Source organism: Gymnodinialimonas ceratoperidinii, from assembly GCF_019297855.1.
GTDB lineage: Bacteria > Pseudomonadota > Alphaproteobacteria > Rhodobacterales > Rhodobacteraceae > Gymnodinialimonas > Gymnodinialimonas ceratoperidinii.
Genome location: NZ_CP079194.1, coordinates 880,813 through 905,596, shown reverse-complemented (window position 1 = coordinate 905,596; position 24,784 = coordinate 880,813). Strand labels below are relative to the sequence as shown.

At 65.4% G+C, this 24,784-nt stretch carries 27 protein-coding genes and 1 tRNA gene; 12 read left to right on the top strand and 16 right to left on the bottom strand.

The window, feature by feature from the left end; translation table 11 throughout:
• Window positions 1-4 precede the first annotated feature (4 nt).
• Window positions 5-982, top strand: coding sequence for an ABC transporter permease (locus tag KYE46_RS04425; protein ID WP_219003739.1), 978 nt, complete (start codon window positions 5-7; stop codon window positions 980-982).
• Window positions 983-1,362: 380 nt separating this feature from the next.
• On the opposite strand, the gene KYE46_RS04420 is transcribed toward KYE46_RS04425, so the two are convergent.
• The 6 genes from KYE46_RS04420 to KYE46_RS04395 form a co-directional block, all read right to left on the bottom strand.
• Window positions 1,363-2,937, bottom strand: a complete 1,575-nt coding sequence (locus tag KYE46_RS04420; RefSeq protein WP_346345223.1) for a polyamine aminopropyltransferase — start codon at window positions 2,935-2,937, stop codon at window positions 1,363-1,365.
• Complete coding sequence (locus KYE46_RS04415; RefSeq protein WP_219003737.1) at window positions 2,934-3,152, bottom strand: DUF350 domain-containing protein; 219 nt, start codon at window positions 3,150-3,152, stop codon at window positions 2,934-2,936. Before KYE46_RS04415 ends, KYE46_RS04420 begins: the two co-directional genes overlap by 4 nt.
• Window positions 3,153-3,182: 30 nt before the next feature.
• Window positions 3,183-3,365, bottom strand: a complete 183-nt coding sequence (locus tag KYE46_RS04410) for a hypothetical protein (protein WP_219003735.1) — start codon at window positions 3,363-3,365, stop codon at window positions 3,183-3,185.
• On the bottom strand, window positions 3,365-4,642 hold the full coding sequence (locus tag KYE46_RS04405; protein WP_219003733.1) for a DUF4178 domain-containing protein: 1,278 nt from the start codon (window positions 4,640-4,642) through the stop codon (window positions 3,365-3,367). Before KYE46_RS04405 ends, KYE46_RS04410 begins: the two co-directional genes overlap by 1 nt.
• Window positions 4,639-5,274 carry a DUF4178 domain-containing protein gene (locus tag KYE46_RS04400; protein ID WP_219003731.1) on the bottom strand — a complete coding sequence of 212 codons (636 nt, stop codon included), beginning with the start codon at window positions 5,272-5,274 and terminating at the stop codon, window positions 4,639-4,641. The genes KYE46_RS04405 and KYE46_RS04400 overlap by 4 nt, the downstream gene beginning before the upstream one ends.
• A 124-nt stretch (window positions 5,275-5,398) precedes the next feature.
• Entirely contained in the window at window positions 5,399-6,769 is a 1,371-nt protein-coding gene (locus tag KYE46_RS04395) for an aspartate aminotransferase family protein (protein WP_219003730.1), read from the bottom strand.
• Window positions 6,770-7,143: 374 nt separating this feature from the next.
• On the opposite strand from KYE46_RS04395, the gene KYE46_RS04390 reads away from it, so the two are divergent.
• The 5 genes from KYE46_RS04390 to KYE46_RS04370 all read left to right on the top strand — a co-directional run bounded on the left by KYE46_RS04390 (window position 7,144) and on the right by KYE46_RS04370 (window position 12,260).
• Window positions 7,144-8,322 (top strand): M24 family metallopeptidase, encoded by a 1,179-nt coding sequence (locus KYE46_RS04390; RefSeq protein ID WP_219003729.1) that lies wholly within the window; start codon window positions 7,144-7,146, stop codon window positions 8,320-8,322.
• Between the two features lie 88 nt (window positions 8,323-8,410).
• On the top strand, window positions 8,411-9,397 hold the full coding sequence (locus KYE46_RS04385; RefSeq protein ID WP_219003728.1) for a succinylglutamate desuccinylase/aspartoacylase domain-containing protein: 987 nt from the start codon (window positions 8,411-8,413) through the stop codon (window positions 9,395-9,397).
• A gap of 203 nt (window positions 9,398-9,600) precedes the next feature.
• On the top strand, window positions 9,601-9,906 hold the full coding sequence (locus KYE46_RS04380; protein ID WP_219003727.1) for a hypothetical protein: 306 nt from the start codon (window positions 9,601-9,603) through the stop codon (window positions 9,904-9,906).
• A gap of 68 nt (window positions 9,907-9,974) precedes the next feature.
• On the top strand, window positions 9,975-11,519 hold the full coding sequence (locus tag KYE46_RS04375; protein WP_219003726.1) for an ATP-dependent DNA helicase: 1,545 nt from the start codon (window positions 9,975-9,977) through the stop codon (window positions 11,517-11,519).
• A gap of 12 nt (window positions 11,520-11,531) precedes the next feature.
• On the top strand, window positions 11,532-12,260 hold the full coding sequence (locus tag KYE46_RS04370) for an SDR family oxidoreductase (RefSeq protein WP_219003725.1): 729 nt from the start codon (window positions 11,532-11,534) through the stop codon (window positions 12,258-12,260).
• A gap of 94 nt (window positions 12,261-12,354) precedes the next feature.
• Here KYE46_RS04370 and KYE46_RS04365 read toward each other — a convergent pair whose 3' ends face one another.
• From KYE46_RS04365 to KYE46_RS04355, 3 genes are read right to left on the bottom strand one after another with little or no spacing between them, the layout of a single operon-like run.
• The gene (locus KYE46_RS04365) at window positions 12,355-12,771 is read right to left on the bottom strand and encodes a nuclear transport factor 2 family protein (RefSeq protein WP_247716910.1); all 417 of its coding nucleotides are present in this window, start codon (window positions 12,769-12,771) and stop codon (window positions 12,355-12,357) included.
• The gene (locus KYE46_RS04360) at window positions 12,768-13,523 is read right to left on the bottom strand and encodes a TIGR02186 family protein (protein ID WP_219003724.1); all 756 of its coding nucleotides are present in this window, start codon (window positions 13,521-13,523) and stop codon (window positions 12,768-12,770) included. The genes KYE46_RS04365 and KYE46_RS04360 overlap by 4 nt, the downstream gene beginning before the upstream one ends.
• On the bottom strand, window positions 13,520-14,443 hold the full coding sequence (locus KYE46_RS04355) for a sulfite exporter TauE/SafE family protein (protein ID WP_219003723.1): 924 nt from the start codon (window positions 14,441-14,443) through the stop codon (window positions 13,520-13,522). The genes KYE46_RS04360 and KYE46_RS04355 overlap by 4 nt, the downstream gene beginning before the upstream one ends.
• Window positions 14,444-14,688: 245 nt before the next feature.
• Between KYE46_RS04355 and KYE46_RS04350 the strand changes: the two genes are divergently transcribed.
• The 4 genes from KYE46_RS04350 to KYE46_RS04335 all read left to right on the top strand — a co-directional run bounded on the left by KYE46_RS04350 (window position 14,689) and on the right by KYE46_RS04335 (window position 18,342).
• A complete protein-coding gene (locus KYE46_RS04350) occupies window positions 14,689-15,234 on the top strand; it encodes an RNA polymerase sigma factor (protein WP_219005005.1) in 546 nt (181 codons plus the stop codon).
• Entirely contained in the window at window positions 15,231-17,288 is a 2,058-nt protein-coding gene (locus KYE46_RS04345; RefSeq protein ID WP_219003722.1) for a VWA domain-containing protein, read from the top strand. Before KYE46_RS04350 ends, KYE46_RS04345 begins: the two co-directional genes overlap by 4 nt.
• Before the next feature lie 202 nt (window positions 17,289-17,490).
• Window positions 17,491-17,913 (top strand): hypothetical protein, encoded by a 423-nt coding sequence (locus KYE46_RS04340; protein ID WP_219003720.1) that lies wholly within the window; start codon window positions 17,491-17,493, stop codon window positions 17,911-17,913.
• 135 nt (window positions 17,914-18,048) lie between these two features.
• The gene (locus KYE46_RS04335; RefSeq protein WP_219003718.1) at window positions 18,049-18,342 is read left to right on the top strand and encodes a hypothetical protein; all 294 of its coding nucleotides are present in this window, start codon (window positions 18,049-18,051) and stop codon (window positions 18,340-18,342) included.
• A gap of 258 nt (window positions 18,343-18,600) precedes the next feature.
• On the opposite strand, the gene KYE46_RS04330 is transcribed toward KYE46_RS04335, so the two are convergent.
• Together KYE46_RS04330 and KYE46_RS04325 are read right to left on the bottom strand one after the other, a co-directional pair.
• Window positions 18,601-18,676 (bottom strand) — tRNA-Ala (locus tag KYE46_RS04330).
• Window positions 18,677-18,766: 90 nt separating this feature from the next.
• Window positions 18,767-19,105, bottom strand: coding sequence for a TIGR02300 family protein (locus tag KYE46_RS04325; RefSeq protein ID WP_219003716.1), 339 nt, complete (start codon window positions 19,103-19,105; stop codon window positions 18,767-18,769).
• Between the two features lie 126 nt (window positions 19,106-19,231).
• Between KYE46_RS04325 and KYE46_RS04320 the strand changes: the two genes are divergently transcribed.
• Together KYE46_RS04320 and KYE46_RS04315 are read left to right on the top strand one after the other, a co-directional pair.
• Entirely contained in the window at window positions 19,232-19,951 is a 720-nt protein-coding gene (locus tag KYE46_RS04320; protein WP_219003714.1) for a M48 family metallopeptidase, read from the top strand.
• Between the two features lie 4 nt (window positions 19,952-19,955).
• Complete coding sequence (locus KYE46_RS04315) at window positions 19,956-20,609, top strand: GntR family transcriptional regulator (protein WP_283095209.1); 654 nt, start codon at window positions 19,956-19,958, stop codon at window positions 20,607-20,609.
• Here the strand turns inward: KYE46_RS04315 and KYE46_RS04310 are convergent.
• The 5 genes from KYE46_RS04310 to KYE46_RS04290 form a co-directional block, all read right to left on the bottom strand.
• The gene (locus tag KYE46_RS04310) at window positions 20,606-21,586 is read right to left on the bottom strand and encodes a Hint domain-containing protein (RefSeq protein ID WP_219003712.1); all 981 of its coding nucleotides are present in this window, start codon (window positions 21,584-21,586) and stop codon (window positions 20,606-20,608) included. The genes KYE46_RS04315 and KYE46_RS04310 overlap by 4 nt on opposite strands.
• Before the next feature lie 89 nt (window positions 21,587-21,675).
• Window positions 21,676-23,064, bottom strand: a complete 1,389-nt coding sequence (gene lpdA, locus KYE46_RS04305; RefSeq protein WP_219003710.1) for a dihydrolipoyl dehydrogenase — start codon at window positions 23,062-23,064, stop codon at window positions 21,676-21,678.
• A 159-nt stretch (window positions 23,065-23,223) separates the two neighbouring features.
• Window positions 23,224-23,625, bottom strand: coding sequence for an MAPEG family protein (locus KYE46_RS04300; protein ID WP_219003709.1), 402 nt, complete (start codon window positions 23,623-23,625; stop codon window positions 23,224-23,226).
• Window positions 23,626-23,687: 62 nt separating this feature from the next.
• Window positions 23,688-24,110 carry a uracil-DNA glycosylase family protein gene (locus tag KYE46_RS04295; protein WP_247716909.1) on the bottom strand — a complete coding sequence of 141 codons (423 nt, stop codon included), beginning with the start codon at window positions 24,108-24,110 and terminating at the stop codon, window positions 23,688-23,690.
• Window positions 24,111-24,256: 146 nt separating this feature from the next.
• On the bottom strand, window positions 24,257-24,643 hold the full coding sequence (locus KYE46_RS04290) for an MAPEG family protein (RefSeq protein ID WP_219003707.1): 387 nt from the start codon (window positions 24,641-24,643) through the stop codon (window positions 24,257-24,259).
• Window positions 24,644-24,784 lie beyond the last annotated feature (141 nt).

The window sequence follows — 24,784 nt, the reverse complement described above, 5'->3', positions numbered from 1 at the left end:
GCCCATGGATTTCATGACCATCTTGCAATTGCTCGACAGTTCGATCCGCCTTGCGACGCCGCTCCTGCTGGCGTGCCTCGCTGGATTGTTCTCGGAACGGGCCGGCATTTTCGACATCGGGCTGGAAGGCAAGATGCTCGCAGCGGCCTTCTTCTCCGCCGCCATTGCCTTTACCTCCGGCAGCGTCTGGATCGGGCTCGGGGCCGGTGTCCTCGCCTCCATCGTCCTGTCGCTCCTGCACGGGCTGGCGTCGATCACCTTCCGGGGCAACCAGCTGATCTCCGGCGTCGCGATCAACTTCCTCGCCGCCGGCCTGACCGTAGTCATCGCACAGACGTGGTTCTCTCAAGGTGGCCGTACGCCACCGCTCACCGGCAGCGCGCGCTTTGACGAGATTGTTCTGCCCGGTGCCGTCTCCCGTATCCGCGACATCGCCGAATTGGGACCCCTGGGACAGATCTATTCCGAGCTCATCTCCGGCCACTCGATCCTGGTCTACGCCTCGCTGCTAATCGTGCCACTGTCGTGGTGGGTCCTTTATCGCACGCGCTTCGGCCTGCGCCTGCGAGCCGTGGGCGAAAACCCCGGCGCCGTGGATACGGCGGGTATCTCGGTCGTGGCCTTGCGCTACTCCGCCGTGGTCATCGCGGGCGTCCTCTGCGGTCTCGCTGGCGCCTACCTCGCCACCGGGCTCTCGGCCGGCTTCGTGAAGGATATGAGCGCCGGCCGTGGCTTCATCGCCCTCGCCGCCCTGATTTTCGCGAAATGGCGCCCTTGGTACGCGCTCTACGCTTGCCTCCTCTTCGGTCTGCTCGATGCCGTGGGCAACCGGTTTCAGAACATCGAGCTGTTCACGATCACCGTGCCGGTGCAGTTCATGCAGGCGCTGCCCTATATCCTCACCGTCGTGATCCTCGCAGGCTTCGTCGGCCGCGCCATCCCGCCGCGTGCGGGTGGCGAGCCCTATGTGAAAGAACGCTGAGAGGGTGCGGCCCGTGTCAACGGGCTACGGGTTTGGCCGATTTGGGGATTGAGTTGTACTTGCCAAGATGAAGGGGGAGCGTCGTGCCAGAAAGGCACTGAGAGAGCTCCACCCCGACGTCGGCTTTAGCGGGTTGGTTACCGGTATGTCCGGGCGCCGGGGCTTCACCTTGGACGCCGCATCACTCTCCAGCTAGCGGCGCATCTCCAGGCTCACCTATTGAGGTTAAGATTAGGTTTATGACGTTGGGTGCCCACTCGCGTGATCCTTGAACCCGCTCCTTCATCTTGGCCTATACAACTCCGGGGGATGGGGATCTTTTCGTCAGAAAAGTCGCCAAGGGGGCTGGCCCCCTTTCACCGGTTGCCGAACGCGCGAGCCTATCGAAACCAGTAGTCCCAGCCGCGTTGATAGGCCGCCACAAGGGGATGGCCCTGGATCGTGTTGACGGGCACCTCATCTGGCCGCGCCTGATCGGCGCCGAAGGCTTGGGAGGCCTGCCAGAGGTCTGCCGTCATATAGCGAAGGCCTTCGGGTAGGTCCGGCGCCCGGTCGGGGGCGGGCAGCGCGGGGCCAGCCATGACGAAACCCCAATTCCCGAAACTCGGCAGATACGTCTGGTAGGCCAGTGTTTCGAGGGTTTCGCCGGGCGCCGTGGGGCTGCGGGTGGCCGCAAGTGTCGCTTCGGTAATCCAGAAGGCGTCGGTGGCAAAGGTGGGAGAGCCCGCCTGCGTGACAAAAAGCCCGTGGCCCGAGAGCCGCTCTGCGATCATGGCGTAGAATTCCACCGAGTAGAGCTTGCTCAGCGCGATGCTTTTGGGGTCCGGTAGATCGGCGATGATGACGTCATAGACCTCTTCCGCCTCCGCTGCCCATACCCAGGCATCTGCGTTGATGATCTCGACCCGCGGGTCCGTCAGGGCGCCGGCGTTCAGCGAGACCAGCGCGGGGTTCTCTGCAAAGAGCTCGGTCACGCGGGGGTCGAGGTCGACCAGCGTGACATGGGTCACTCCCTCGTGACGCAGCACCTCGCGCACCGCCATGCCGTCGCCGCCGCCAAGAACCAGAACGCGGCGGGCATCGGGGACGAGGCCCATCGCGGGGTGAACCAGAGCCTCGTGGTAGCGATGCTCATCGAGGCTGTCGAACTGAATCGAGTGATCGAGAAACAGGCGGTAGCGGTCGTCGAAGCGGGTGATGACGATGCTTTGGTAGGCCGTGGTTTCGGAGAAGATCACCTCGTCCTGGAACAGGCGCGCGTCTACAGCCGAGACCATGCGCTCGCTCATCCCGAAAGCCACGAGCGCGGCAAGGAGAAGCCCGCCCCAGGCCCACCACAGCTGCCGCGGCAGACGCTCGGAGAAGAGGTAAAGCGAGAAGCCCGCCACCAACAGATTGAGAATGCCGAAGGCCAGGGAAGCGCTCATTAGCGGCAGGTTCGGCACGATCAGCAGGGGGAAGGCCAGTGACGCGGCCAGGGCACCGATGTAATCGGCGGTCAGCACGTTCTCGAACCGGAATTCCGCGGCGCCGATCTCTTTCATCACGCGGCTGATCAGGGGGATCTCCATACCCGACAACACGCCGATGGCGACGAGGCCGCCGTAAAGCGGCAATCCCACCGAGCCGTAAATCGCATAGGTAAAGAACAGCACCGGCCCGAGCGCGCCCCCGATCGCCCCAAGCGCGATCTGCGCCCGGACGAAGCCCGACAGCGCGTCGCCCACGAAGCGCGAGGCCCAGGCTCCCACGCCCATGGCACTGAGAAACACGCCGATGACGAAGGAGAACTGACGGATCGAGTCGCCAAGCAGGTAGGAGGATATCGTGGCCGCGATCAGCTCGTAGATCAGCCCCGCGACGGCCACGATGAAGGTGGCCGCAAGCAGCCAGGCAACCTTCGGGGTCAGCCCGCCGTCATCCGGTCCGGCCTGCCCCCCCGTGGCCTCGCTCACGAAAGGATAACAGCCGCGATGATGATCGACATGGCCACGAAGACAGAGCCGATCAGGATCGCCAGCGAGGTGTTCTGGTCTTCCTCGATCTCTTTCACGATCGGGAAGGGCGAGACGATCTCGATCACCTTGTAGGCGACGTACATCAGCAACATGCCGACGACGCTATAGAAGATCATCGAAATGAACTCGGCGAGGATGATTTGTTCAAACATGGCGCGAAGGCTCCTGTTGTTGCATGGCGTTCATTTGATCCGACCGAAGGCGAAGAAGCCCCCGCCTGACCCTGTTGATCCCGCCCGGACCGAGGGCGGACCGGCGGCGGCGAGGTCACGGCTTTCGCGGCCCACGCCATAGTAGCTGAGGTAACTGGCCCCCAGAAGGGCGATCACGGCGCCGCCGATGATGATGAGACGGATAGGGGCCATCAGTCGTTCCAGTCAGAGCCGGCGAACCGGCGTTTCTTGTGGGCCGCGCTCCGGGCGGTCACGGCGAGCCAGCCAAGGCCGGCGATCACGGCAAGACCGATCAGCCAGAAGCCCGTCGGCTTTCCTTGGGACACGCGCATGGAAACGGTGCCACTGCCGGGGTTCGAGGCCGCGACCTGAACCAGCGACGCCCGGTAGGTGCCCGGTTGCGTGGGGCGGAACCGGATCGTGCTGCGGCGGCTGCCCTCGGACCAGCTCTCGCCGCCGGAGCGGCCGGAATAGAACGAGACGGTGCGCTCGCCGGTCAGGATGACCTCGCCGTCCGGATCGCGCAACTCGGTGCCGAAGGTCGCCCATTGATTGTTGAAGGTGGTGCGGAACTGAAGCTGCGCCAATTGCGCGGTGTTATCGATCTCGAACTCGACGATCTGGGGCAGTGTCGCGGTCTCGAGGTAGGGCGATTCCAGTATCACGCGCCCGCCCGAGAACCAGAAGATCATGCCAAGCACGGCCGCGACAACCGCAACGCCGGCGAGGACGCGCCGCAAGAGCCGTTCCTCAGGCATCGGCACGTAGGGCGCCAGCGGATGCGCCTGTCCGACCGGCCCGAGGGCCGCTTCATCGAAGCCCAGATCACGGGCGGTCTCGGCGCGCGGCAAAAGCCGTGTCAGCTCCACCTCTCGCTCCGTCTTCGACTTGGTCAGGGTCAGCATGGCGTCGGGCCCGAGCAGGTTCACGCTCGTGGTCTTCTCGCCCAGTTTCGGCACCCAGTTGAACTCGCCTTCCATGAAGTCGATCTCGGCGACGGTCGTGTCGTAGTAGCGATATTGCTCGGTCTTGTAGACGCGGATCGGCGGCGTCTCCGAGCGCTCCACCGTCGCGGGGCTGAGCCACGCACTCATGTTGTAGTCGCGGATCTTGCGCGTGTAGCTGAGATGCCCGTCCTCGACGTTCAACCACAGGTATCCGTGGGTGGGCGAGAACAGCTGATGCTCCACCCAACGCCACTCGCGCCCGCCGTAGCGCTCGACCATGCCAAGGGTGCCGATCACGGTGAACTCCACCCCCTCGAGGGTCAGCGACTGGCCGATCTGCACAGGGCTGTCAGGGTGGTTGCGTTTGCCGATGTTGGCGATCTCGCGGTAATTGTCCTGCGCGTCCAGCACTGCGCCACAGTAGCCACAGACATGCGTCTCGACCCGGCCGCCGCCGAGCACCGAAAGCCCCGCCCCGCAGGAGGTGCAATTGACCGAACCCAAGCCCATCTTGCTTGTCATGGGCGTGTGCTCCCATCCTGACGGCGCACCTTCAGGGTGAAAGGATCAAGCCAATCCCCCTCGTACCATTGGCGTCCACCCTCCCAGAACTCACCGGACAGCAATTGGCCGGAAGCGCCTGAAGCGTTGATGAAGAAATGCGCATCATCGACGCGGATCAGCTCGGGGAATTGACCGCGCACAGCGATGCATGTGGCCGTGTCGCCCTCGGTCACCGTATAGTCCTTGCCGGAATAGCTGAACTTCTCGCCCACCGCCGGCGGCGTGTCGCGGCGCGGGCCGGAGCCGCTGTCGAAGGCGTGCTGGATGACCACGTCGCCTTCGTCGATGGAGAACCAGGCACCCAGGCCGGTGCTGTCCTCGCCATAGAATTCATCCCACGTCCCGCGGCCGTAATCGTAACGGGCATGGCCCTGGATGATGTAGCTTTTGCCTTCGGCTTCAACGGTGTCACCGATCCCGAACAGCATCGGGTAGTCGTGCATCTCGCCACTGTTGCCGATGGGTTTCACCGCGTCCTGTTCGAGGTAGAGCGTGGTGCCGCAGGCGGGGCAGTCGAACATCCGGGTGGATTTGCGGAGATTATCGTGGCCGTAGCCGCAATTTGGACATGTGACGTGGCTGTCAGGCATTAAGGCGGCGGTCCGAAATCGGGTTAAACTATAATGGGTTGATACTAGTCGGACCTTTGTCGTTGCGTAAAGGGGGAAGCGCGCGCGGCACCTCCCCCTCCCTATCTTGGTCTCGAGGCCTGTCTCAGCCCAGAACCTCGGCCACAGCCTCGACCGAGACGCCGACGATGGTATCGGCCTCCTCGCGGGTCAGGCAGAGCGGGGGCGAGTAGCCCACGATATCGGCCTGCGGCATGGCGCGGGCGATCACCCCGCGCTTGGCCATGGCCGCGGCGATCTGCGGCACGAGCTTCTTCTCCGGATCGAACCCCGCACGGGTGTCGCGGTCCGAGACCAGTTCCAGCGCGGTCATCATGCCGACGCCGCGGATGTCACCGACATGGTCGTGACCCTCGAAGGCCTTGCGCATCTGCTCGGTCAGGTAGGGGCCGACCTCGCCCGCATTCTGCACGAGGCCAAGGCTGTCGAGCAGCTTCAGGTTCGCCACGCCCGCCGCCGCGCCGATCGGATGGGCCGAGTAGGTCCAGCCGTGGCCGAGCGGACCGTTCTCGTCGGTGCCCCGAGCCAGAACCTCGAACACGCGGTCGTGGACGATGGAGCCCGAGAGCGGCGCATAGGCCGAGGTCAGACCCTTGGCGATGGTGATGATGTCGGGATCCATGTCGTACTTCGGCGAGCCGAACATGGTGCCCAGACGCCCGAAACCGGTGATCACCTCATCCGCGATCAGCAGGATGTCGTGCTTCTTGAGCACCTTCTGGATCGCCTCCCAGTAGCCCTCGGGCGGCGGCACGATGCCCCCGGTGCCAATCACCGGCTCGGCGATGAAGGCCGCGATGGTGTCCGCGCCCTCCTTCTCGATCAGCGCCTCCAGATCGGCGGCACATTGGGCCGAGAACTCTGCCTCCGATTGCGACGCATCCTCGCGCTGGTAGTAATAAGGCGCCGTCGTGTGGCGCACGGTATCCAGCGGCAGGTCGAATTTCTTGTGGAACAGCGACAGGCCGGTCAGGCTCCCGCTCATCAGGCCCGAGCCGTGATACCCGCGCCAGCGCGAGATGATCTTCTTCTTCTGCGGCCGCCCAAGGATGTTGTTGTAATACCAGACCAGCTTGATGTTGGTCTCGTTCGCGTCCGAGCCGCCTTGCCCGAAGAAAACGCGGTTCAGCCCCTCGGGCGCGCGTTCCGCGACCATCTTGGCCAGCGTGATCGAGGCCTCTGTGCCATTGCCGACGTAGGAATGGTAATAGGCCAACTCGCGTGCCTGCTCGGCGATGGCCTCGGCCACCTCCTGCCGCCCATAGCCGATGTTCACGCAATAAAGCCCGGCAAAGGCGTCGAGCATCCGGTTGCCGTCGCGGTCGGTGATGTGACAGCCCTCAGCCGTCTTGATGATCATCCCCTGCGCCTCGCCCCGCGAATGGGCCCCCAGCGCGGTGGACGGGTGAAAGAAGTGGTCCTGATCCCACTTGCTCAATTGGTCGTTCGTCAGCATCTCTGGTCCTCCGTGTCTGGCGCCACGCTATCAACATAGGCTCCCGTGAAAAGGGGGTATTCAACGAAGCCTCACACCGCAGCGAAATTTCCACAATCCCCGCACGCGCCACCCCGCGGTCCCCCACAGCGCTCCCCCTTCATCTTGGCCCATACAACTCCCGCCGGAGGCTCCCGCACGCACAACAATGCGCTACGCCCCCCGCATCGCCCCACGGCCGAACGAACCATCCTTCCTCCAGTCCGAAACACCGCCCCGAAAGACGCAAGCACCGGCAGGATGTCGCAAACAGGCGGGACCGCGTCGGCGGGAGCAACGAATCTCGCCGGAAAATCCGGGGCTTGCCCGCCCCGCCGACCGCAGAAAGCACGCTCATGTCCAGCAACAACCTCGCCTTCCCGACCGCCGACTACGAAGCGCGCCTCGCCAAGCTGCGCGCCGAGATGGACAAGCGCGCGCTGGACTGGCTGGTCATCACGGATCCGTCGAACATGGCGTGGATCTCGGGCTACGACGGCTGGTCGTTCTACGTGCATCAGGCCGTCATTGTCGGCCGCTCCGGAATGCCGCTCTGGTGGGGCCGTGCGATGGATGCGCTCGGCGCCCTGCGCACGGTCTACATGCCCGACGATCACGTGGTGGGCTATGACGACATCTACGTCCAGAACCCCGACCGGCATCCGCATGAAACCCTGGCCGAGCTGCTTCTGGAACGCGGTGCGGAAACGGCTCGGATCGGGGTGGAGATGGACAATTACTATTACTCCGCCGCGGCCCATGCGACCCTGGTGGGCCACCTGCCGCAAGCGCGGATCGTCGACGCCACCGGGCTGGTGAACTGGCAGCGCGCCGTCAAGTCGCCCGCCGAGATCGACCGGATGCGCAAGGCCGCCGGTATCGTCGAGGCGATGCACCGCCGCATCCTCGAGGTCGCCGAACCGGGCCTGCCCAAACACCACCTCGTGGCCGAGATCATGCGCGCCTCCGTCCTCGGCACCGATGAGGCCTGGGGCGACTACCCCGCCATCGTGCCCCTGACGCCCTCCGGCATGGACGCCACCGCGCCGCATCTGACCTGGGACGACCAGCCGATGCGCCCCGGCGAGGCCACCTTCTTCGAGATCGCGGGCGTCTACCGCCGCTACCATTGCCCGCAGTCGCGCACGCTGTTTCTCGGCACCATGCCCGACGAATTCAAACGTGCCGAGGAAGCGGTGCTGGAGGCCAGTTCCAAGGCGCTCGATCAGGCCAAACCGGGCAATACCTGCGCGGATATCGCCAATGCCTTCAACACCACGCTGAACGCCCGTGGCTACGTCAAGGAGAGCCGCTGCGGCTATGCCATCGGCCTCAGCTACCCGCCCGACTGGGGCGAGCGGACGATGTCGTTCCGCTCCGATGACACCACGGTGCTGGAGCCCGGCATGACCTTCCATTTCATGCCCGCCCTCTGGCTCGACACCGGCGGGATCGAGATCACCGAACCGATCCTGATCACCGAGACCGGCGTCGAATGCCTCTCGTCCCTGCCGCGCGAGGTCTGCATCAAATAACCGCGCCAACGACCTCTGCAGGGCCTGTAAGCGCCGGAAAACGCGGGCTACCCTGCACACACACGCCTCAACCTGCAAAGCGCCCTCCATGACCCTCACCGTTCCCCTCGACGTTCCCGGCAAACACTTCGGCCACATCCGCCTGCCGCATTCGGCCGACGACAGCGCCTGGGGGCACGTCATGGTGCCGGTCTGCGTGGTGAACGGGGGCGCCGGGCCCACGGCGCTGGTCGCCGGCGCCAACCATGGTGACGAATACGAGGGGCCAATCGCCATCCGCCACCTGATCGACGTGGCTTCCCCACAGGAAACGACAGGCCGCCTGATCCTGATTCCGCATCTCAACATGCCCGCGTTCGAGGCCGCGACCCGCACCTCTCCGATCGACGGCGTGAACCTCAACCGCGCCTTCCCCGGCAGCGCCACCGGCACCGTGACCCAGAGGCTGGCGCGTTTCGTGAATGATCACCTGATCGCGCTGGCCGACCTCGTGATCGATTTCCACTCCGGCGGCAAAACGCTCGATTTCCTGCCCATGGCGCTGAGCCATATCCTTGATGACACCGAACAGGATGGCCGCTGTGCCGCCGCCGCACGCGCCTTTGCCGCGCCCTACACCGCACGCCTACGCGAGATCGACGATACCGGCATGTTCGACGGCGCGGCCGAACGCGCTGGCAAGACCTTCGTGACGACCGAGATCGGCGGCGCGGGCACCAGCACGCCCATGTCCGCGGCCATTGCCATAGACGGGCTCCTGCGGACGCTTGCGCATCACGGCATCTACGGCACGCCGGCGTCAGAGCCTGCGCCCTCGCGCGGGCTCGACCTCTCGGATCCCGAGGGCTTCCACTTCGCCACCTGTGCGGGCCTCCTCCATCCCTTGGCGGGTCTCGGCGATACGGTCGAGAAGGGGCAACCACTGGCCCACATCCGCGCCACGCAGGACCTGCAACACCCGCCCCAGACGATTGTGGCACAGCGCGGCGGGCTCCTTGCCGCGCGCCATGTGCCGGGGCTGATCAAACTGGGCGATTGCGCCTTCGTGATCGGCAGCGATACCGGGCCGGTCTGACGCGCCTGCCCCGCCTCGCCCGCGCAAAGCCTTAACCATCTATCTAAAATTGTCTGTTTCCAAAGACGGCATTGCCGCCACGGCCGCGCCCGACTACTTGCCGCGTGCTCACCCGAGCCGACGTCGATGAAACCGACCACCCCTGCGGGAGAACCCCGGTCGCCCCTCCTTCCCAAACGGACGGCACAGACCGCGATCATCCCATGCGTAAAGACTTCGAAACCCTCCTCGAAAATGTACTGGCTGCTGTCATGGCGCCTGAAAACGACGCCCTCGCCCTCGCCACCAAGGTGCACAGCACCATGGCGGATGAAGCCGCCATCACCGTGATCCGCGCGCTGCTCGCCGCCGACCGCGCGATCGCGGAAACCTTCAACGGAGACGCGGAGCGCCGCGCCGATGCCGCCCTTGCCCGCGGGCTCGCCCTGACCCTCGCCGAGGCCGCCGACGAGCTTGCCCATGAACGCGGCGACCCCGATCCGATCCGGCTTGGCGATCTGATCCACTAGGCGATCTTATCGCCGCAAATGACCCACCGCCCCTACCCCTCGCCCGGCGGCGCGGGTAGGGTCCGACCATGACAACGACCGCGCTCGCCCCCACCTTCTCCGACGATCAGGCCCAGGCTCACGACCGCATCGCCGAGGTGCTGCGCGAGATGGGTGTCGACATCGACAACGACAGCCTGACACCGGCCAAGGACACCCAGTCGAGCGTGCTCGCCGTGACCGGCAAGGCGGGCTCCGGCAAGACCCTCTTGCTCGCCGAACTCGTCAAGGCGCTGGAACGCACCGGGGTCGAGATCGTCTCGGGCGATTGGGAGGGCAAGCGGCGCAAGGAGCGGCGCACGGTGGCGGTGCTGGCGCCGACCAACAAGGCGGCCTCGGTCCTGCGCAATCGCGGTGTGCCGGCCACCACGATCCACCGCATCCTCTACACGCCGATGTATGACCCCGAGTTCGAAAAGGTCGCCGAATGGCTGGCCGGTCAAGGCGAGCGCCCCGAGATCGAGGCGCTGACCGACGCCGCCATGGACCGGGCGAAAGAGGTCTACGAGGCGACCAAATCAGTGCCCGCCGCGCTTGCCTCGGCAGGCCTGCGCGGCTCGGATTTCATCACCGGCTGGAAACGGCGCGAGGACGGGCTCGACATCGGTCTGGTCGATGAATCCTCGATGCTCGACGACAAGCAGTTCCAGGACCTGAAGGAGATCTTCCCGACCCTGATCCTCTTCGGCGATCCGGCGCAGCTGGCCCCGGTCGGGCAATCGGGCGAGATGATCTTCGACCGGTTCAAGGGCGATAACCTCCTGCATCTGGGCCGCGTGCACCGGCAGGATGCCGACAACCCGATCCTCGATCTGGCCCATGCGCTCGGCGACCCGCAGCTCGACTTCCACACCTTCGAGCAGATGATCGAAGACGCCGCCGCCCGCGATGATCGTGTCGTCGTCAGCCCGCGCGCCAATTCCGACATGATGGCCCGCTCGCCGGTGCTGGTCTGGCGCAACGCCACCCGCATCCGCCTGATCGCCGCCTTCCGCGCGGCCTTCGGGGCCGCCGATGATGAAATCCTCCCCGGCGAGCCGCTGATCTGCGACGGCATCGAATTGCCCCTGAAGCACCGCAAGAAGCGCATCGACTTGGAAGCGCGCGGCCTGATCAAGGGCGCGCCGGTGATCTACCTCGGGCCGGGCAACAAGCCGGGCTTCTCCCGCCTGCACGTCATGGGCGCGGAAACGCCGCGCTTCTCGGCCGCCTCGATCGTGAAGATCGAGAAGCCCGGCGAGGAAGAGCCTTTCCTGCCCTATGCCGCCCGGATGGGCGCCGCCTTCCTGCACGGCGCGGCAGTGACGATGCACAAGGCCCAGGGCTCGCAATGGCCCGAGGTGCAGGTCTTCGCCCCCGATCTCTACGCCGCCTCACGCGCCGGCCGGATGGAGGCGGGACAGGCACTGTGGAAACGGCTGGCCTACGTGGCAATCACCCGCGCGGAAGAGCGCCTGATCTGGGTCACCCGCTACATGCTGTCGCGCCCCTCAGGGGCGCTCAGCACCGACGACCTTATCTCCAAACCCGCCCCCCTCGCGCTGGAGGCGGAAGACGAAGGCGACACACCCTAGAGGAGGCTCCCCATGCGGACGATCCTGATCACCGGCGCCAGCTCCGGCATCGGCCGCGCCACCGCCGAGGCGTTTCTGGCCGACGGCTGGCGCGTCGCCCTCGTGGCCCGCCGCGCGCCGCTTCTGGCCGAGGTTGCCGGCGACCACCCGAACGCTCTGGCGCTTCCCGCCGACGTGACACAATTGGCCGAGATGGAAGACGCCGTGGCACGTGTCGTCACACGGTGGGGCCGCCTCGACGCCGTGTTCAACAACGCCGGCATCTTCACGCCACAAGGCACGATCGACGAAATCGACGTGAGCGATTGGCACCAGAGCCTCGCGGTGAACCTCACCGGCATGTTCAACACCGCCCGCGCCGCCTTCGCACAGATGCGCGCGCAGGATCCCCAGGGCGGCCGGATCATCAACAATGGCTCCCTCTCCGCCCATGCCCCGCGCGAAGGCTCAATCTGCTACACGACAACCAAACACGGTGTCACCGGCCTGACCAAAACTCTCAGCCTCGACGGCCGCCCCTTCAACATCGCGGCCGGCCAGATCGATATCGGCAACGCCCGGACCGACCTCGTCGACGCCCTCAACGAACGCCGCCGCGCCGATGGCAAACCCCTGATGGACATGATGAACGTCAAGGAAGCCGCGCAATCGGTCCTGCACATGGCAAACATGCCCGCCTCGGCGAACGTACTCTTCCAGACGGTCCTCGCCACCAAGATGCCCTTCGTCGGACGCGGCTGACCCGACCTTCATCTTTTCAAAAATACGGGCGGGGGTGGGTGACTTTTCCCTTGGGAAAAGACGCCAAAGGGGGCAGAGCCCCCTGCAACCCCAGTCAGATCCGGGCGCGACGTACCCAGGCCGCGCGCCAGGGCGGCGCCTCGAAAGGATCGGGCCAGAACTCGCGCTGGAACGCGATCAGATCACCCCGCACCGTGTGAAACGTCAGGGCCGTGGCCCGCGCCGCGCCGTCGCTCACCCCGACCTCGGTCACGATCTGTGCGCCCTCGCCGACGATCCGTCTCAGCTCGAAGGTCCAGGGCCCCTGCGCCGGGTACGCCGTGTTGAGCGCGGCGAAATTCTCCCGCCCCTCGATCACCTCGTCGGACTGCGGCCATTGCAGGCGGAAATCTTCGGTCAGGCAGAGGCTGGCGGCGTGGAAATCATTGCTGGCCATCGCTTTCCAGAAGCGGCGGACAACCCGCTGCGCGGCAGTCGACACGGGCACGGCGCCGTGGGCCTGCGCGCTCACGCCCGGATGTAGCGGAACACGGCAGAGGCCAGCCAACCTGCCAGAATGGCGATGGTCAACGACAGGATGCCGTAAACCAGGGGCCGTTCATGGGCGAGATTGTAGATGAACCGTTCCAAACCGACTTTCCGCACCGCAATGTCTTGCTGATAAACGTCGAGGACTTCGCCCCCACGGGTCAAGATTATGCGCGTCCGGTAGTCACCTTCAACCAGGTTCGCGGGTAATTGAATGGCGGTGTCGAACAGCGTCCCCTCGCGCAGGGTCACGCCGCCTTCGATCAATTGGTAGAGATCCTCGGATTCGCGGATGCGGATCAGGGCCGATGTGAAGGCCCCCGCATCCTCGACGCCCAGGCCGACCGCCCGGATCGCCCGTGGGATCGAGACCCGGTGCCGCAGGTTTTCAGTGGCCGAGATCACCTCGCGGAACGGCGAGGTCGTAGCTACCGCGTAGAAGGACGGCGCGGCGTCCACCTCGATCGAGTCGGTGTTCACCCAGATGCCGAAGCGGCGGTCCTTGCGGCGCACGGCGACGGGCACCGAGGGGCCCTCGACCGTGATAATCACCTCGAGGTCGCCCTCCGGGGCCGGGGCCACGCGGCTGACCGCGCCGAAGATCAGGATCTCGGAGCCCTCGAAATTCGCGGTGATGTTGATGGCATCTTGCGACAGGCCCGCCACGACCTCTTCCGAGGTTGCGGGCGCGGCGGCCACGAGGAAACTCGCGATCAGGACGGCAAGCGCTCTCAATGACCCGCCCCCGTGCCGATGGAATACAGCTCGGACGGCATCACCAACAGGTCGAACGCCAGCTTGCCGCAGACCAGCAACACCATCATCGCCAGAAGGATGCGCAGTTGCTCGGCCTTCAGCTTGGTGCCGATCCGCGCGCCAATCTGCGCGCCCACGACGCCGCCGACCAACAACAGAACGGCCAGCACCATGTCGACGGTATAGTTCGTCGTCGCGTGCATCAGCGTCGCGAAACCCGTTACGAAGATGATCTGGAACAGCGAGGTGCCCACCACCACCTTCGTCGGCATGCCGAGAAGGTAGATCATTGCCGGCACCATGATGAAGCCGCCGCCCACACCCATGATCGCCGACAGGATACCGACGAAGAGGCCGACGACCACCGGCGGGATCACCGAGACATAAAGCCCCGAGGTCCGGAACCGCATCTTGAAGGGCAGCGCATGGATCCAGCCGCGCTGGCGCCGTTTAGGCGGCACGACGCCCCCGGCCGAGCGGGTCTTGCGGATCGCGTTGAGGCTCTCGAAGAACATCAAGCCGCCGATGATACCCAGGAAAACAACGTAACAGAGCTTCACCAACAGATCGACCTGACCGATCGCAGTGAGCGCGGCGAAGACCTGAACGCCGATGGCCGCGCCAATCAGACCGCCGACAAGCAGCACTCCGCCCATCTTGAGATCGACCGTTTTCCGTTTGAAATGCGCCAAGACGCCCGAGAAGGACGAGGCGACGATCTGGTTCGCTTCGGTCGCCACGGCCACGGCGGGTGGAATGCCGATGAAGAACAAAAGCGGCGTCATCAGGAAGCCACCGCCGACCCCGAACATGCCTGACAGAATGCCGACGAGCCCGCCCAACCCCAGCAGAAGGAACGCGTTTACGCTCACTTCGGCAATAGGTAGGTAGATCTGCATTGTGTCAGCGCCTTCTCTTTTCACCCATGGAAGCGTCGTACTCGCCTGCGGCTCCGAACGCCAGAGCGACACCTGCGGCGAATGGCATTAACGCGTCAGACCTCCGCTTTGGCCCTCTGGCCGACCCAAGGTCAAGGGCATTTTGAGAATACTGGTCTCAATTTTACCCACAGTGATGCGCAAGTTGGAAATATTTCGTGACCGCTCCCAAGGATTGCATGGGTCGATGCGTCTTAGGTTATGACATGCGCATGGATGTGAGTGATGAAGACCTGGCCCTTGCGGCCGCAGGCGGCGATCGCGCCGCCTACCGGCTCTTGCTGAGTCGCGTCTACGACCGTCTTTTCGGCCTCTGCTTCCGGCTGACGGGAAGCCACGCCGAAGCCGAGGATCTGACCCAGGATATCTGCCTCGCCCTGCCCGGCAAACTGTCGGGCTACCGGGCGCAGGCGAAGGTCACCACATGGCTCTACCGCGTCGCGGTTAACGCGGCCACGGACCGGCGGCGCCGTCAGGCAAGCTACGCCCGCGCCACCGACGGTTGGGCCGATTGGGAGGTGGACCGGGTGCAAACCGCGCAGGAGGCGGAGGAAGCCACCGCTTGGCTCTACCGCGCGATGGCGGCGCTGTCGCCCGCGCTGCGGGAAACGCTGGCGCTGGTGCTCGACGATGTGACCCACGCCGAGGCGGCCGAGATTCTCGGCGTGTCGGAAGGGACGATTTCATGGCGCGTGGCCGAGGCGAAAAAGAAGCTCCGCGCACTCAAGGCAGAAGAGGAGGAGGACGCATGACCTCCGATAAGTTCGACGATCTGGACGATCTGAAAAAGGCGATGGCGCAGGCCACGCCCACGCCCGATGCCGCGCGCAAGGCCGACGTGATGGCCCGCTCGATGGAAATTTTCGACCGCGCCCAAGGATCGCAGGACGCCGCGCGTCAAAGCTCTGAGACCCCGGAGAGCCGGGGCATTTTCAGAGGAGCGTTTGACATGTTGATTTCCAAGACCACCGGCGCTTTGACCGCCACCACCGCCCTCGTCGCCGTGGGCGTTCTTTTCCTCAGCCCGCAGGGCCAGCAACTCCTGCAAGGGCCGATTGCCATGGACGGCCCGACGACCCCGGTCGTGGAGGGACCGTCCGAGACCCGTGTGCGCGAGGCCAGCGCCCCCGAAAGCGTCACAGCCGCCGTCGATGGTGCCGCCTATGGTGAACTCGCCGCAGAGCCCACCGCCCCGCCGCCGATGATCGCGGCGGAAATGCCGGAGTCCGATTCTGCCGCGCCCGCCCGTGAACCGCGCGTCGCCGCCCCGGCGCCAAGTGGCGGCCTCACCGGCCTGACCGCCGCCACACCCGCGCAGCAGGGTTATGGCAACACGCAGCCCCAAGGGCGCCTCGCCCCGAGCGCGGTCGACACGGTTCTGGCCCCGGCACCGCTGACCGAGGAATTTGCCAATGCCGACGCCAATCCCCTGCAGATCGTGGCGGAGGACCCCGTCTCGACCTTCTCGATCGATGTCGACACCGCCTCCTATGCGCTGCTGCGCTCGACCCTGAACCGGGGTCAACTGCCCGCATCCGACGCGGTCCGGATCGAGGAGATGGTGAACTATTTCCCCTATGATTACCCGGCGCCGACCGAGGAGGACATCAGCCCCTTCCGCCCAACCGTGCAGGTCTTCGAGACCCCCTGGAACCCCGACACGCAGCTTCTTCACATCGGCATTCAGGGCGAGATGCCCGTGGTGGAGGACCGCCCGCCCCTGAACCTCGTGTTCCTGATCGACACCTCCGGCTCGATGAATGACCCGGCCAAGCTGCCGCTGCTGATCCAGTCCTTCCGGCTGATGCTCGACCGGCTCTCTCCCGAGGACGAGGTCGCCATCGTGACCTACGCGGGCAGCGCCAGGGTGGCCCTCGCCCCGACCCCGGCCAGTGACACTGCAACGATCTCGGCCGCGCTGACCGCCCTGCAGGCGGGCGGCTCCACCAATGGCGTCGGCGGATTGGAAGAGGCCTACCGGCTGGCCGCAGAAATGTCCGAGGAGGGCGACGTCAGCCGCGTGCTGCTGGCCACCGACGGGGATTTCAACGTCGGGCTCGACGACCCTGACGCGCTGGAGGACTACATCGCCCGACAGCGCGAGACGGGCATCTACCTCAGCGTTCTGGGCTTCGGACGCGGCAATCTGCAGGACGACACGATGCAGGCGCTGGCCCAGAACGGCAACGGGACGGCGGCCTATATCGACACGCTGCACGAGGCGCAGCGGGTGCTGGTCGACCAACTCGCCGGCGCGCTCTTCCCGATTGCTGACGACCTGAAGGTGCAGGTCGAATTCAACCCCGAGGTGATCGCCGAATACCGCCTGATCGGCTACGAAACCCGCGCCCTCGCCCGCGAGGACTTCGCCAACGACGCGGTGGATGCGGGCGATATCGGGGCCGGGCATTCGGTGACGGCGATCTACGAGGTCACGCCGGTGGGCTCGCCCGCCATCCTCGTGGCCCCGCTTCGCTACGCCGCCGACGAGGGCGATACAGAGGCCGCGCCCGGCTTCGACGATGAGTTGGGCTTCATCTCCTTGCGGTGGAAGGAGCCGGGGGAGGAGGACAGCCAGCTGGTGGACTTTCCGATCCCGGCCGCCGCCTCGGAACCCGGGACGGAGGCCCAGTTCGCGGCGGCCATCGCCGGGTTCGGGCAATTGCTGCGAGGCTCGGACTTCCTGGGGGACTGGGATTACGCCGATGCCATCGCGCTGGCCAACGCCAACCGGGGCGCGGATGAGTTCGGCTATCGGGCGGAGGCCGTGCAGCTGATGCGGCTGGCGGAGAGCCTGGCCCAGTAGCGGGCTCCTGTAACGGCCGGGCGTCCGGTCTCCTGCGGGATCGGGCGCTCCGCGTTCGGGTGAGCACGCGTGAACAGCCGGTTAAGGTGTTGGTTAAGAATGCTTTTAGCCCTGTTCACCTCCAGGGTGCGTTGGAGCGGCTTTTTTGATACAATGGAACTCTTCATTGCTTTTCAAACTTCTGATTTGGGAGCGTTTTTCCATGGGCACTTTACCGAGAACCACCCTGCGCACGACTATTTTGGCCGTCTCCATTACCCTTCCCGGCGCTGCAATGGCAGAGGGGCATTTCAACGGCGTCTGGCAGCCCTTCAGCCGCCCGGTCGAAATGTTTGGCGCAATGACCATAACCGCGGACCAGTTGAGCTACGCAACCGGGCCACAAGTCCAGATCGAGGCCGTGCGGGCGGGTGGCAGCATCTTCCGTATCATCTCGCCGGAGGTTGAGGAATTTCGCGTTTGCGGACCGGATCCCGCCAATTACGTCGGCTTCCACGTGCTCGACAACGGAGATTTGGCGCATTTGCTCTATGTCGCCGACACATCCCCTGCGGAGCCCACGGGCGGCAACTCGCTGGAGGTCGTGCGCAACGGCGCGTGTTCGGTCATGTTCTACGTCAGGTAAGGTGCCGTGACCTGTCGTCCCGCGGGCCCTTGCATTCAAGCACGCGCGCATACGAAAAATTAACGAATTCCGGGTTCAAATGGGCCTGTTGAGGCGATCATGCGGACGAGGCCCAACCAAAAGGAGATGGGGAGCATGATCATGCGGATATTTCAGGTCGTCACGCGGCCCGGCAAGGAAAAGGAATTTGCTGATTTCTTTCACAACACGGCGATTCCCCTGATGCGGCGCACGAAAGGGATCGTTCAGGTTCTGCCGGGGGCGGCCCGGGCGGAAAGCCCCAGAGAATTCAGTTTCGTCATGGTCTGGCAGGACCTGCACGCGCTGAAAAGCTTCGTCGGTGAGGACTATGAAAGCCCTCATATCGACCCTGCCGAGGCGGAATTGGTCGAGTCGCGGACGATCAAGCACTACGAGCTGATCGAATGACGGTCGATGGTATTGGCGGGCTGTGGGGGCGAGGCGGTCTTTAGGCGGACAGAGGAGTGCCAATATCCGGCGCGCGGCAAGGTCTGTTCGGGAGTGAGGCGCTCATCCGCGCGGCCGCGATGGGGGACAAGGGCTACGCGCGTGCAGGACTGCGGCGGCATTACATCAGTAAATGCTGGAGAACTTGTCCTCTCGGGACATTTCCTTTCAGGAAATACCCTGTCGGACTCGCGCTTTCCTGCTTTGCATGAAAGCGCTTGGTGGAGCCTAGCGGGATCGAACCGCTGACCTCCTGCATGCCATGCAGGCGCTCTCCCAGCTGAGCTAAGGCCCCATTGGCGGGCGGTGTAAGGCCGAGGCTCGAGCCGTGCAAGCGAAAAATCCGCTCGGGCGTCAATTCCTCGGCCAGACCGCGCTTGCCGGGTCAGTCGTCGCCTTCTTCCGAGGCCACGTCTGCGATATCGTCGAGGGCTACGGTGTCCTCGTCGTCATCATCCAGCACATCATCGTCGGGCAGATCGGCGTCATCTTCATCATCGATGTCGATGTCGTCGTCGAGGACCAGATCCTCTTCTTCCGATTCGTTATCCTTGGCTTTGGTCGCGGCCTTGTCGGCTACCAGGCTCTGGGCACCGCCCTTGCCGGTTTCCAGAACCACGACTTCGCCCGTGTAAGGGCTGACGATCGGGCTTGCACCCAGATCGTAAAAGCGTTTTCCGGTTGTGGGACAGACGCGCTTAACGCCCCATTCCTCTTTGGGCATAACACCCCCCTAATTTCATGGGCTTCAATCATCGCTATCGCGGGAACTCGCGCTCTGCCATAGTGTCGTCAGGCTGTCAAAGCCTTTCCGGCCGCGCGCGGCGTCCTGCAGTTTGGAGCACTACATTTGGCAGTTCGATCCCCCGTTTCAACCCATGTCCTGCCCGGAGACCCGCCGGTGGAGGTCCTGTTGCGCCGAAACGCGCGGGCGAAGCGATTCTCGCTGCGGGTCAGCCGGTCGGACGGGCGCGTGTCGCTGAGCCTGCCGACATGGGCGCCGGAGGCCGAGGCGCTGGCGTTCCTTCGCGAGAGGGAGCCTTGGGTGCGCGAGCATCTGGGACGATCGCCCGGCATTCTGGCGGCGCGGATCGGGGCGGAGATCCCGATTTGCGGCGTGCCGCGCGCAATCGTGGCGGGTACCGGACGGGCGGCGCGATTCGTCGACGGTGTCGTGCAGGTGCCCGAAGGCCCGCGCGAGGGGCCGCGGATCAAGGCCCTGCTGAGCGCCATGGCGCGCGAACGGCTGAGCGCGGCGGTGGCGGTCCACGCCGGGGCCATCGGCAAGCGCTATGGCAAAATCACCCTGCGGGATCCCCGTTCGCGGTGGGGGTCTTGCTCGTCCAACGGCGATCTGATGTTTTCGTGGCGACTGATCATGGCGCCCCCGGCGGTGCTGGATTACGTGGCGGCCCACGAGGTGGCGCATCTGGTGGAGATGAACCATTCGGCGCGCTTCTGGGGGCTGTGCAAGCAGCTTTGCCCGACGACCGACCAACACCGCCGCTGGATGCGTGCCAATGGCGCGGATTTGCTGGCGTGGCGCTTCGATGCGCCGGCGCAGGAGTGACCGAATGCTGATGAACCCCCGCCCCACCGAGACCGGCGCGGCCGTGGCCCATGACCGCGTCTACCGCGCCCTGCGCTCGCGGATCATGTATGGCGAGGTGAGCCCGGGTCAGGCGATGACGCTGCGCGGTGTCGGGCGCGAGTTCGGCGTCTCGATGACCCCCGCGCGCGAGGCCGTGCGGAGGTTGGTGAGCGAAGGCGCGCTGTTCCTGTCGACCTCGGGCCGGGTCTCGACGCCGGAATTGTCGAACGAGCGGATTGAAGAGCTGGCCTCGATCCGGGCGCTGCTGGAGCCGGAGCTGGCGTCGCGCGCCCTGCCCCGCGCGCATCCGGCGCTGATCGAGCGGATGGAGGCGATCAACGGCCAGATCGCGCAGGTCATCGCGCGGCGCGATGCGGTGGCCTACATCAAGCTGAACCTCGAGTTTCACCGCACGCTCTACCTGCGCGCGCAAGCACCGGCGATGCTGGCGCTGGCCGAGACGGTCTGGCTGCAGATGGGCCCGACAATGCGGGCGCTCTACGGGCGTTTGGGACGAACGGAATCGCCGCCGCACCATCGGTTGATCCTCGCGGCGCTGAACGCGGGTGACGAGCCGGGCCTGCGGCTTGCGCTGCGCGCAGATGTCACCCAGGGGCTGCGGCTGCTGGCGGCCTAGCGCAGGGCCAGAAGCGCCTCGTGGCCGCGCAGGAACGGGCGGGCGGCGACCATCGGATCGACGCTCAACTCCGGGAACAGGGCGCGCACTTCCTCGGCGGCGTCGCGGTCAAAGCCCGACAGCGTGACATCGGAGGCCAGAAGGCTCTCGCTCGGGGCGCCTTCGGCGATGACGATCTGATGGCTGTCGAACATGATGTGGTGATAGGCGACGCGCGGGCACGGCGCGGGACGGGCCAGCCCGAGCTTCACCAGTTGACGCGCCGAGACGAGGGCGCTGTCGGTGCCCATGGCCAGCTCGCAGCCAGCGCCGGAAATCAGCATCCGGTGTTGTGGCGAGACCAGCAGATCACGTTTTAGCCCGTTCCAGCCGGCGGGGATGCGGACGGGGGCATAGGCGCCGGTTCCCGCGACTATCCGCGCACCGGTCCAGCGCAGGGGCTGGTCGCCCGCGTCGAGGGTGCGGACGAGATCGCCGGGGGCCAGATCCTCGATCGCCGACCAGCCGCGCGGGGTGCGCAGCCGCGTCCCGGCGACGAAGCAGGCGACGTAATCGTCATAGGCGTTGGCCTGCTGGTGCGAGGTCCGTTCGGTGTCGAATTGGTAGGGGGTGGCCGGCACCAGCTCGACGGTGGAGACGATGCCATCCACCGGCCCCTGCTGGAAGCCGTCGCCGCCCAGATGGAAGCTGGTGACGCGATGCCCGGTGCCGCTGTTGATCAGGTCATAGGCGGTGTTGATTGTGGTGCCCGCGGGATGGGACGTGCCGCCGATGGAGACGGAATCGGCGAGGGCCTGGGTGCCGTCGACCTCGTCGAACACCGCGTCGTCATCCTCTACCGCGATCAGGGTCGGTGTCGCGCCGGGCAGAAGCACCAGGGCAAAGGGCGCGCTTCCTTCCGCCGCCGCGTTTACTTCATCGGGCAAGCCGCCGAGGAAATCGGACGGCGCGTAGACGTAGAGATAATAGACAGCCATCGGGGCACCCAGACACATGATCGATCATGCTCTGAATGCCCCGACAATTTGACACGAATGCGGCACATCTGCGCCGCTTTTCCGGTGGTTCAGGCGTGGATCGCCCCGTCACCGCAGGCCAGCGCCGCCTCGCGCACCGCCTCGGAATAGGTCGGGTGAGCGTGACAGGTCATCGCGAGGTCCTGCGCCGAGGCGCCGAACTCCATCGCGACACAGACCTCGTGGATCAGGTCGCCCGCCATCGGTCCGATGATATGGGCGCCGAGGATACGGTCCGTTTCGGCATCGGCGAGAAGCTTCACGAAGCCCTCCCCCGCAAAGTTCGCCTTGGCGCGGCCGTTGCCCATGAAGGAGAACTTGCCGACCTTGTAGGCGTGGCCATTCTCTTTCAGCTGCTCCTCGGTGGCCCCGACGGAGGAGACCTCAGGGTGGGTGTAGATCACGCCGGGGATCACGTTGTAATTCACGTGGCCATGCTTGCCGGCAGCCGCCTCGGCGGCGGCGATGCCCTCATCCTCGGCCTTGTGCGCGAGCATCGGGCCCGCGACCGCGTCGCCGATGGCGAAGACGTTCTTCACGCTGGTGCGATACTGGTCGTCGATCTCGATCTGACCCCGCTCGGACATCTTGACGCCAAGCGCCTCCAGCCCGAGGCCGTCGGTATAGGGTTTGCGCCCGGTCGCGACGAGGACGACATCGGCGTCGACCGTTTCCTCGGCGTCGTTCTTGCGCAGCTTGTAGGTCACCTTCGCCTTGGTCTTCGTGGTCGAGACCGATTGCACGGCGGCGCCAAGGGTGAAGCTGATGCCCTGTTTCTTCAGGGTCCGCTGGAACACCTTAGAGATCTCGGCGTCCATGCCGGGGGTGACGTGGTCGAGGTATTCGATCACCTGCACCTCGGCCCCCAGACGGCTGTAGACGGAGCCAAGCTCCAGCCCGATCACGCCCGCGCCGATCACGACCATCTTCTTCGGCACCTTCGGCAAGCTCAGCGCGCCTTCGCTGTCGACGACGATCTTCTGATCAAGCTCGATCCCCGGCAGCGCCGAGGGCTCGGAGCCGGTGGCGATGATGATCTTCTTGGCCTCGTGAACCTCGTCACCGACCTTGACCTTGCCTGCCTCGGGGATGGAGCCCCAGCCTTTGAGCCAATCGATCTTGTTCTTCTTGAACAGGAATTCGATGCCCTTGGTGTTCTGGCTGATCACGTCTTCCTTGTAGGCCTGCATCTGCGGCCAATCGACGGAGGGGGATTTGCCCTTGAGGCCCATCTTGGCGAAATTATGCTCGGCCTCGTGCAGCATGTGCGAGGCATGGAGCAGCGCCTTGGAGGGAATGCAGCCGATGTTCAGGCATGTCCCGCCGAGGGTTTCGCGGCCCTCCACGCAGGCCGTTTTCAGGCCCAGTTGCGCACATCGGATGGCGCAAACATAGCCGCCGGGGCCGGAGCCGATTACGATAACGTCATAGCTGGACATGGGATCTCCATCGGATCTGAAATACCCCCAAAGGATATGCCCGCCCGGGCAGTCACACAACCGCCGCCCCCGCAGTATTCAGCGGATTCTCCGACGAATTTTCGCATTTGACGGCAGCGCGATAGCGGGTGTGATCACAAATGCGGCGGCGCCGCGGGATCAGAGCCCGAAAAGCGCCGCGAGCACCATGGCGACCATGGAGAGCAGGCCGACGAACCAGATCAGGCTGCGGCCCGGACGCCAGCCCAGCGCATAGGCCGGGACATAGAGCGCCCTTGCCGCGAGGTAGATCCACGCACAGGCGGCGGTGAAGGCCGTGGATTGGCCGGAGGCCGTCACGACGACCACGGCAATGGTGAAGAGGATCAACGCCTCGAAATGGTTGTCGAAGGCGCGGCCGAGGCGGGCGGTACGCTCGGACATCGGGCGGGAGGGATCACGGTCGCGGGCCGAGCTGGTGTAGCCCATGCCAAGCTCGCGGTTGGCGGGCACCGCGTAGAGGGCGAATTGCACGATCTGCAGCAGGAAGGCGAGAGCGAGGACGGTGAGTTCTGGGGTCATGGCAAGGGTTCCGCGTGTTGGCTGCCCGGACTATGGGACGCGACCCCCGGGGTGGGCAAGCGTCACCCCGCGTCCTGTCGGGCCTGCGCGTCGCGGAGGGCCGTGGCGAGGGTCTCGGCGCGGTGGGCAAAGGACAGGCCACGCGCGGAGGGATGCGGCGTCGCGATATGGGTGATGTCGGCGGCGCGCAACACGCGGGCCGCGTCGGTACCGGCGGCGATCGGCAGACGGCCGATGATCTCGTGCCGGACGACAGCCTCGAAGGAGGCCTGCGCGTCGCGAAAGGGCAGCGCGAAGGAGCGGCGGGGCGGCAGGAGGCAGAAGACGGGAGAGATGTAGATCTGGGACCGGGTGAGCCCCGCGAGGCCCAGCGCATGGTCGAGGACGCGGTTGAAGGGCATCTGGGGCAGGTAGCCCGTGGCGCGCAGCTCCGCGCGATGGTCGCGGGCGGAGGGGGCGTCGAGCCAATCCTTGCTGATGATCATCGGCCCGTCGAGGTTCCCGGACGTGATCTGGATCGGCGAGACATAATCGCCATCGAAGCCACATTCGGCCAGCGTCGCATAGCCCGGCAGCCGGAAGGCACGCCGCGCAGCGATGGCGCGCCGATAGGCGGCGGAAGCGGCGATGGTCAGAGCGCCAGCAGGTAGAGCCAGAGGGTAGCGAGGAACCCCGCCATCCAGACGCCGGTCCGCGCCCAGGGGATGCCCGCCGCGTAGATGACCACGTAGGCCACGCGGGCCAGCAGGAAGATCTGCGCCGCCAGAAGGGCCGAGGCCGCGACCTCGCCCTGATGGGTGAGGATCAGCACCGCCGGCGCGAAAAGCGCCATCGCGACGACGGAATTATCAACGGTCCGCACCATGCGTCCGGCAAGTCCGGTCAACTCCGGCATGTCGTCCCGGTTTCGCGCGAGGGTAACGAGGCCCACCTGCGGCAGGGCGGCCAGCACCTGAGCCACGATGGTAACGATAACGAGCAGCCCGTAGAGGGCAAGAATGGTCAGCAAGTCAGACATGGGCGATCCTCCGGTCGTGTCGTGCCGCGCAGGATAGCACGGAAATACCCGATTGCGGAAAAGGGAATGGGGGCGGCTGGTTGGGGGGGGAAACGAAGGGAGCGCCCGATAGGAGAAACCGTCGCACATTTGCACGCGCTC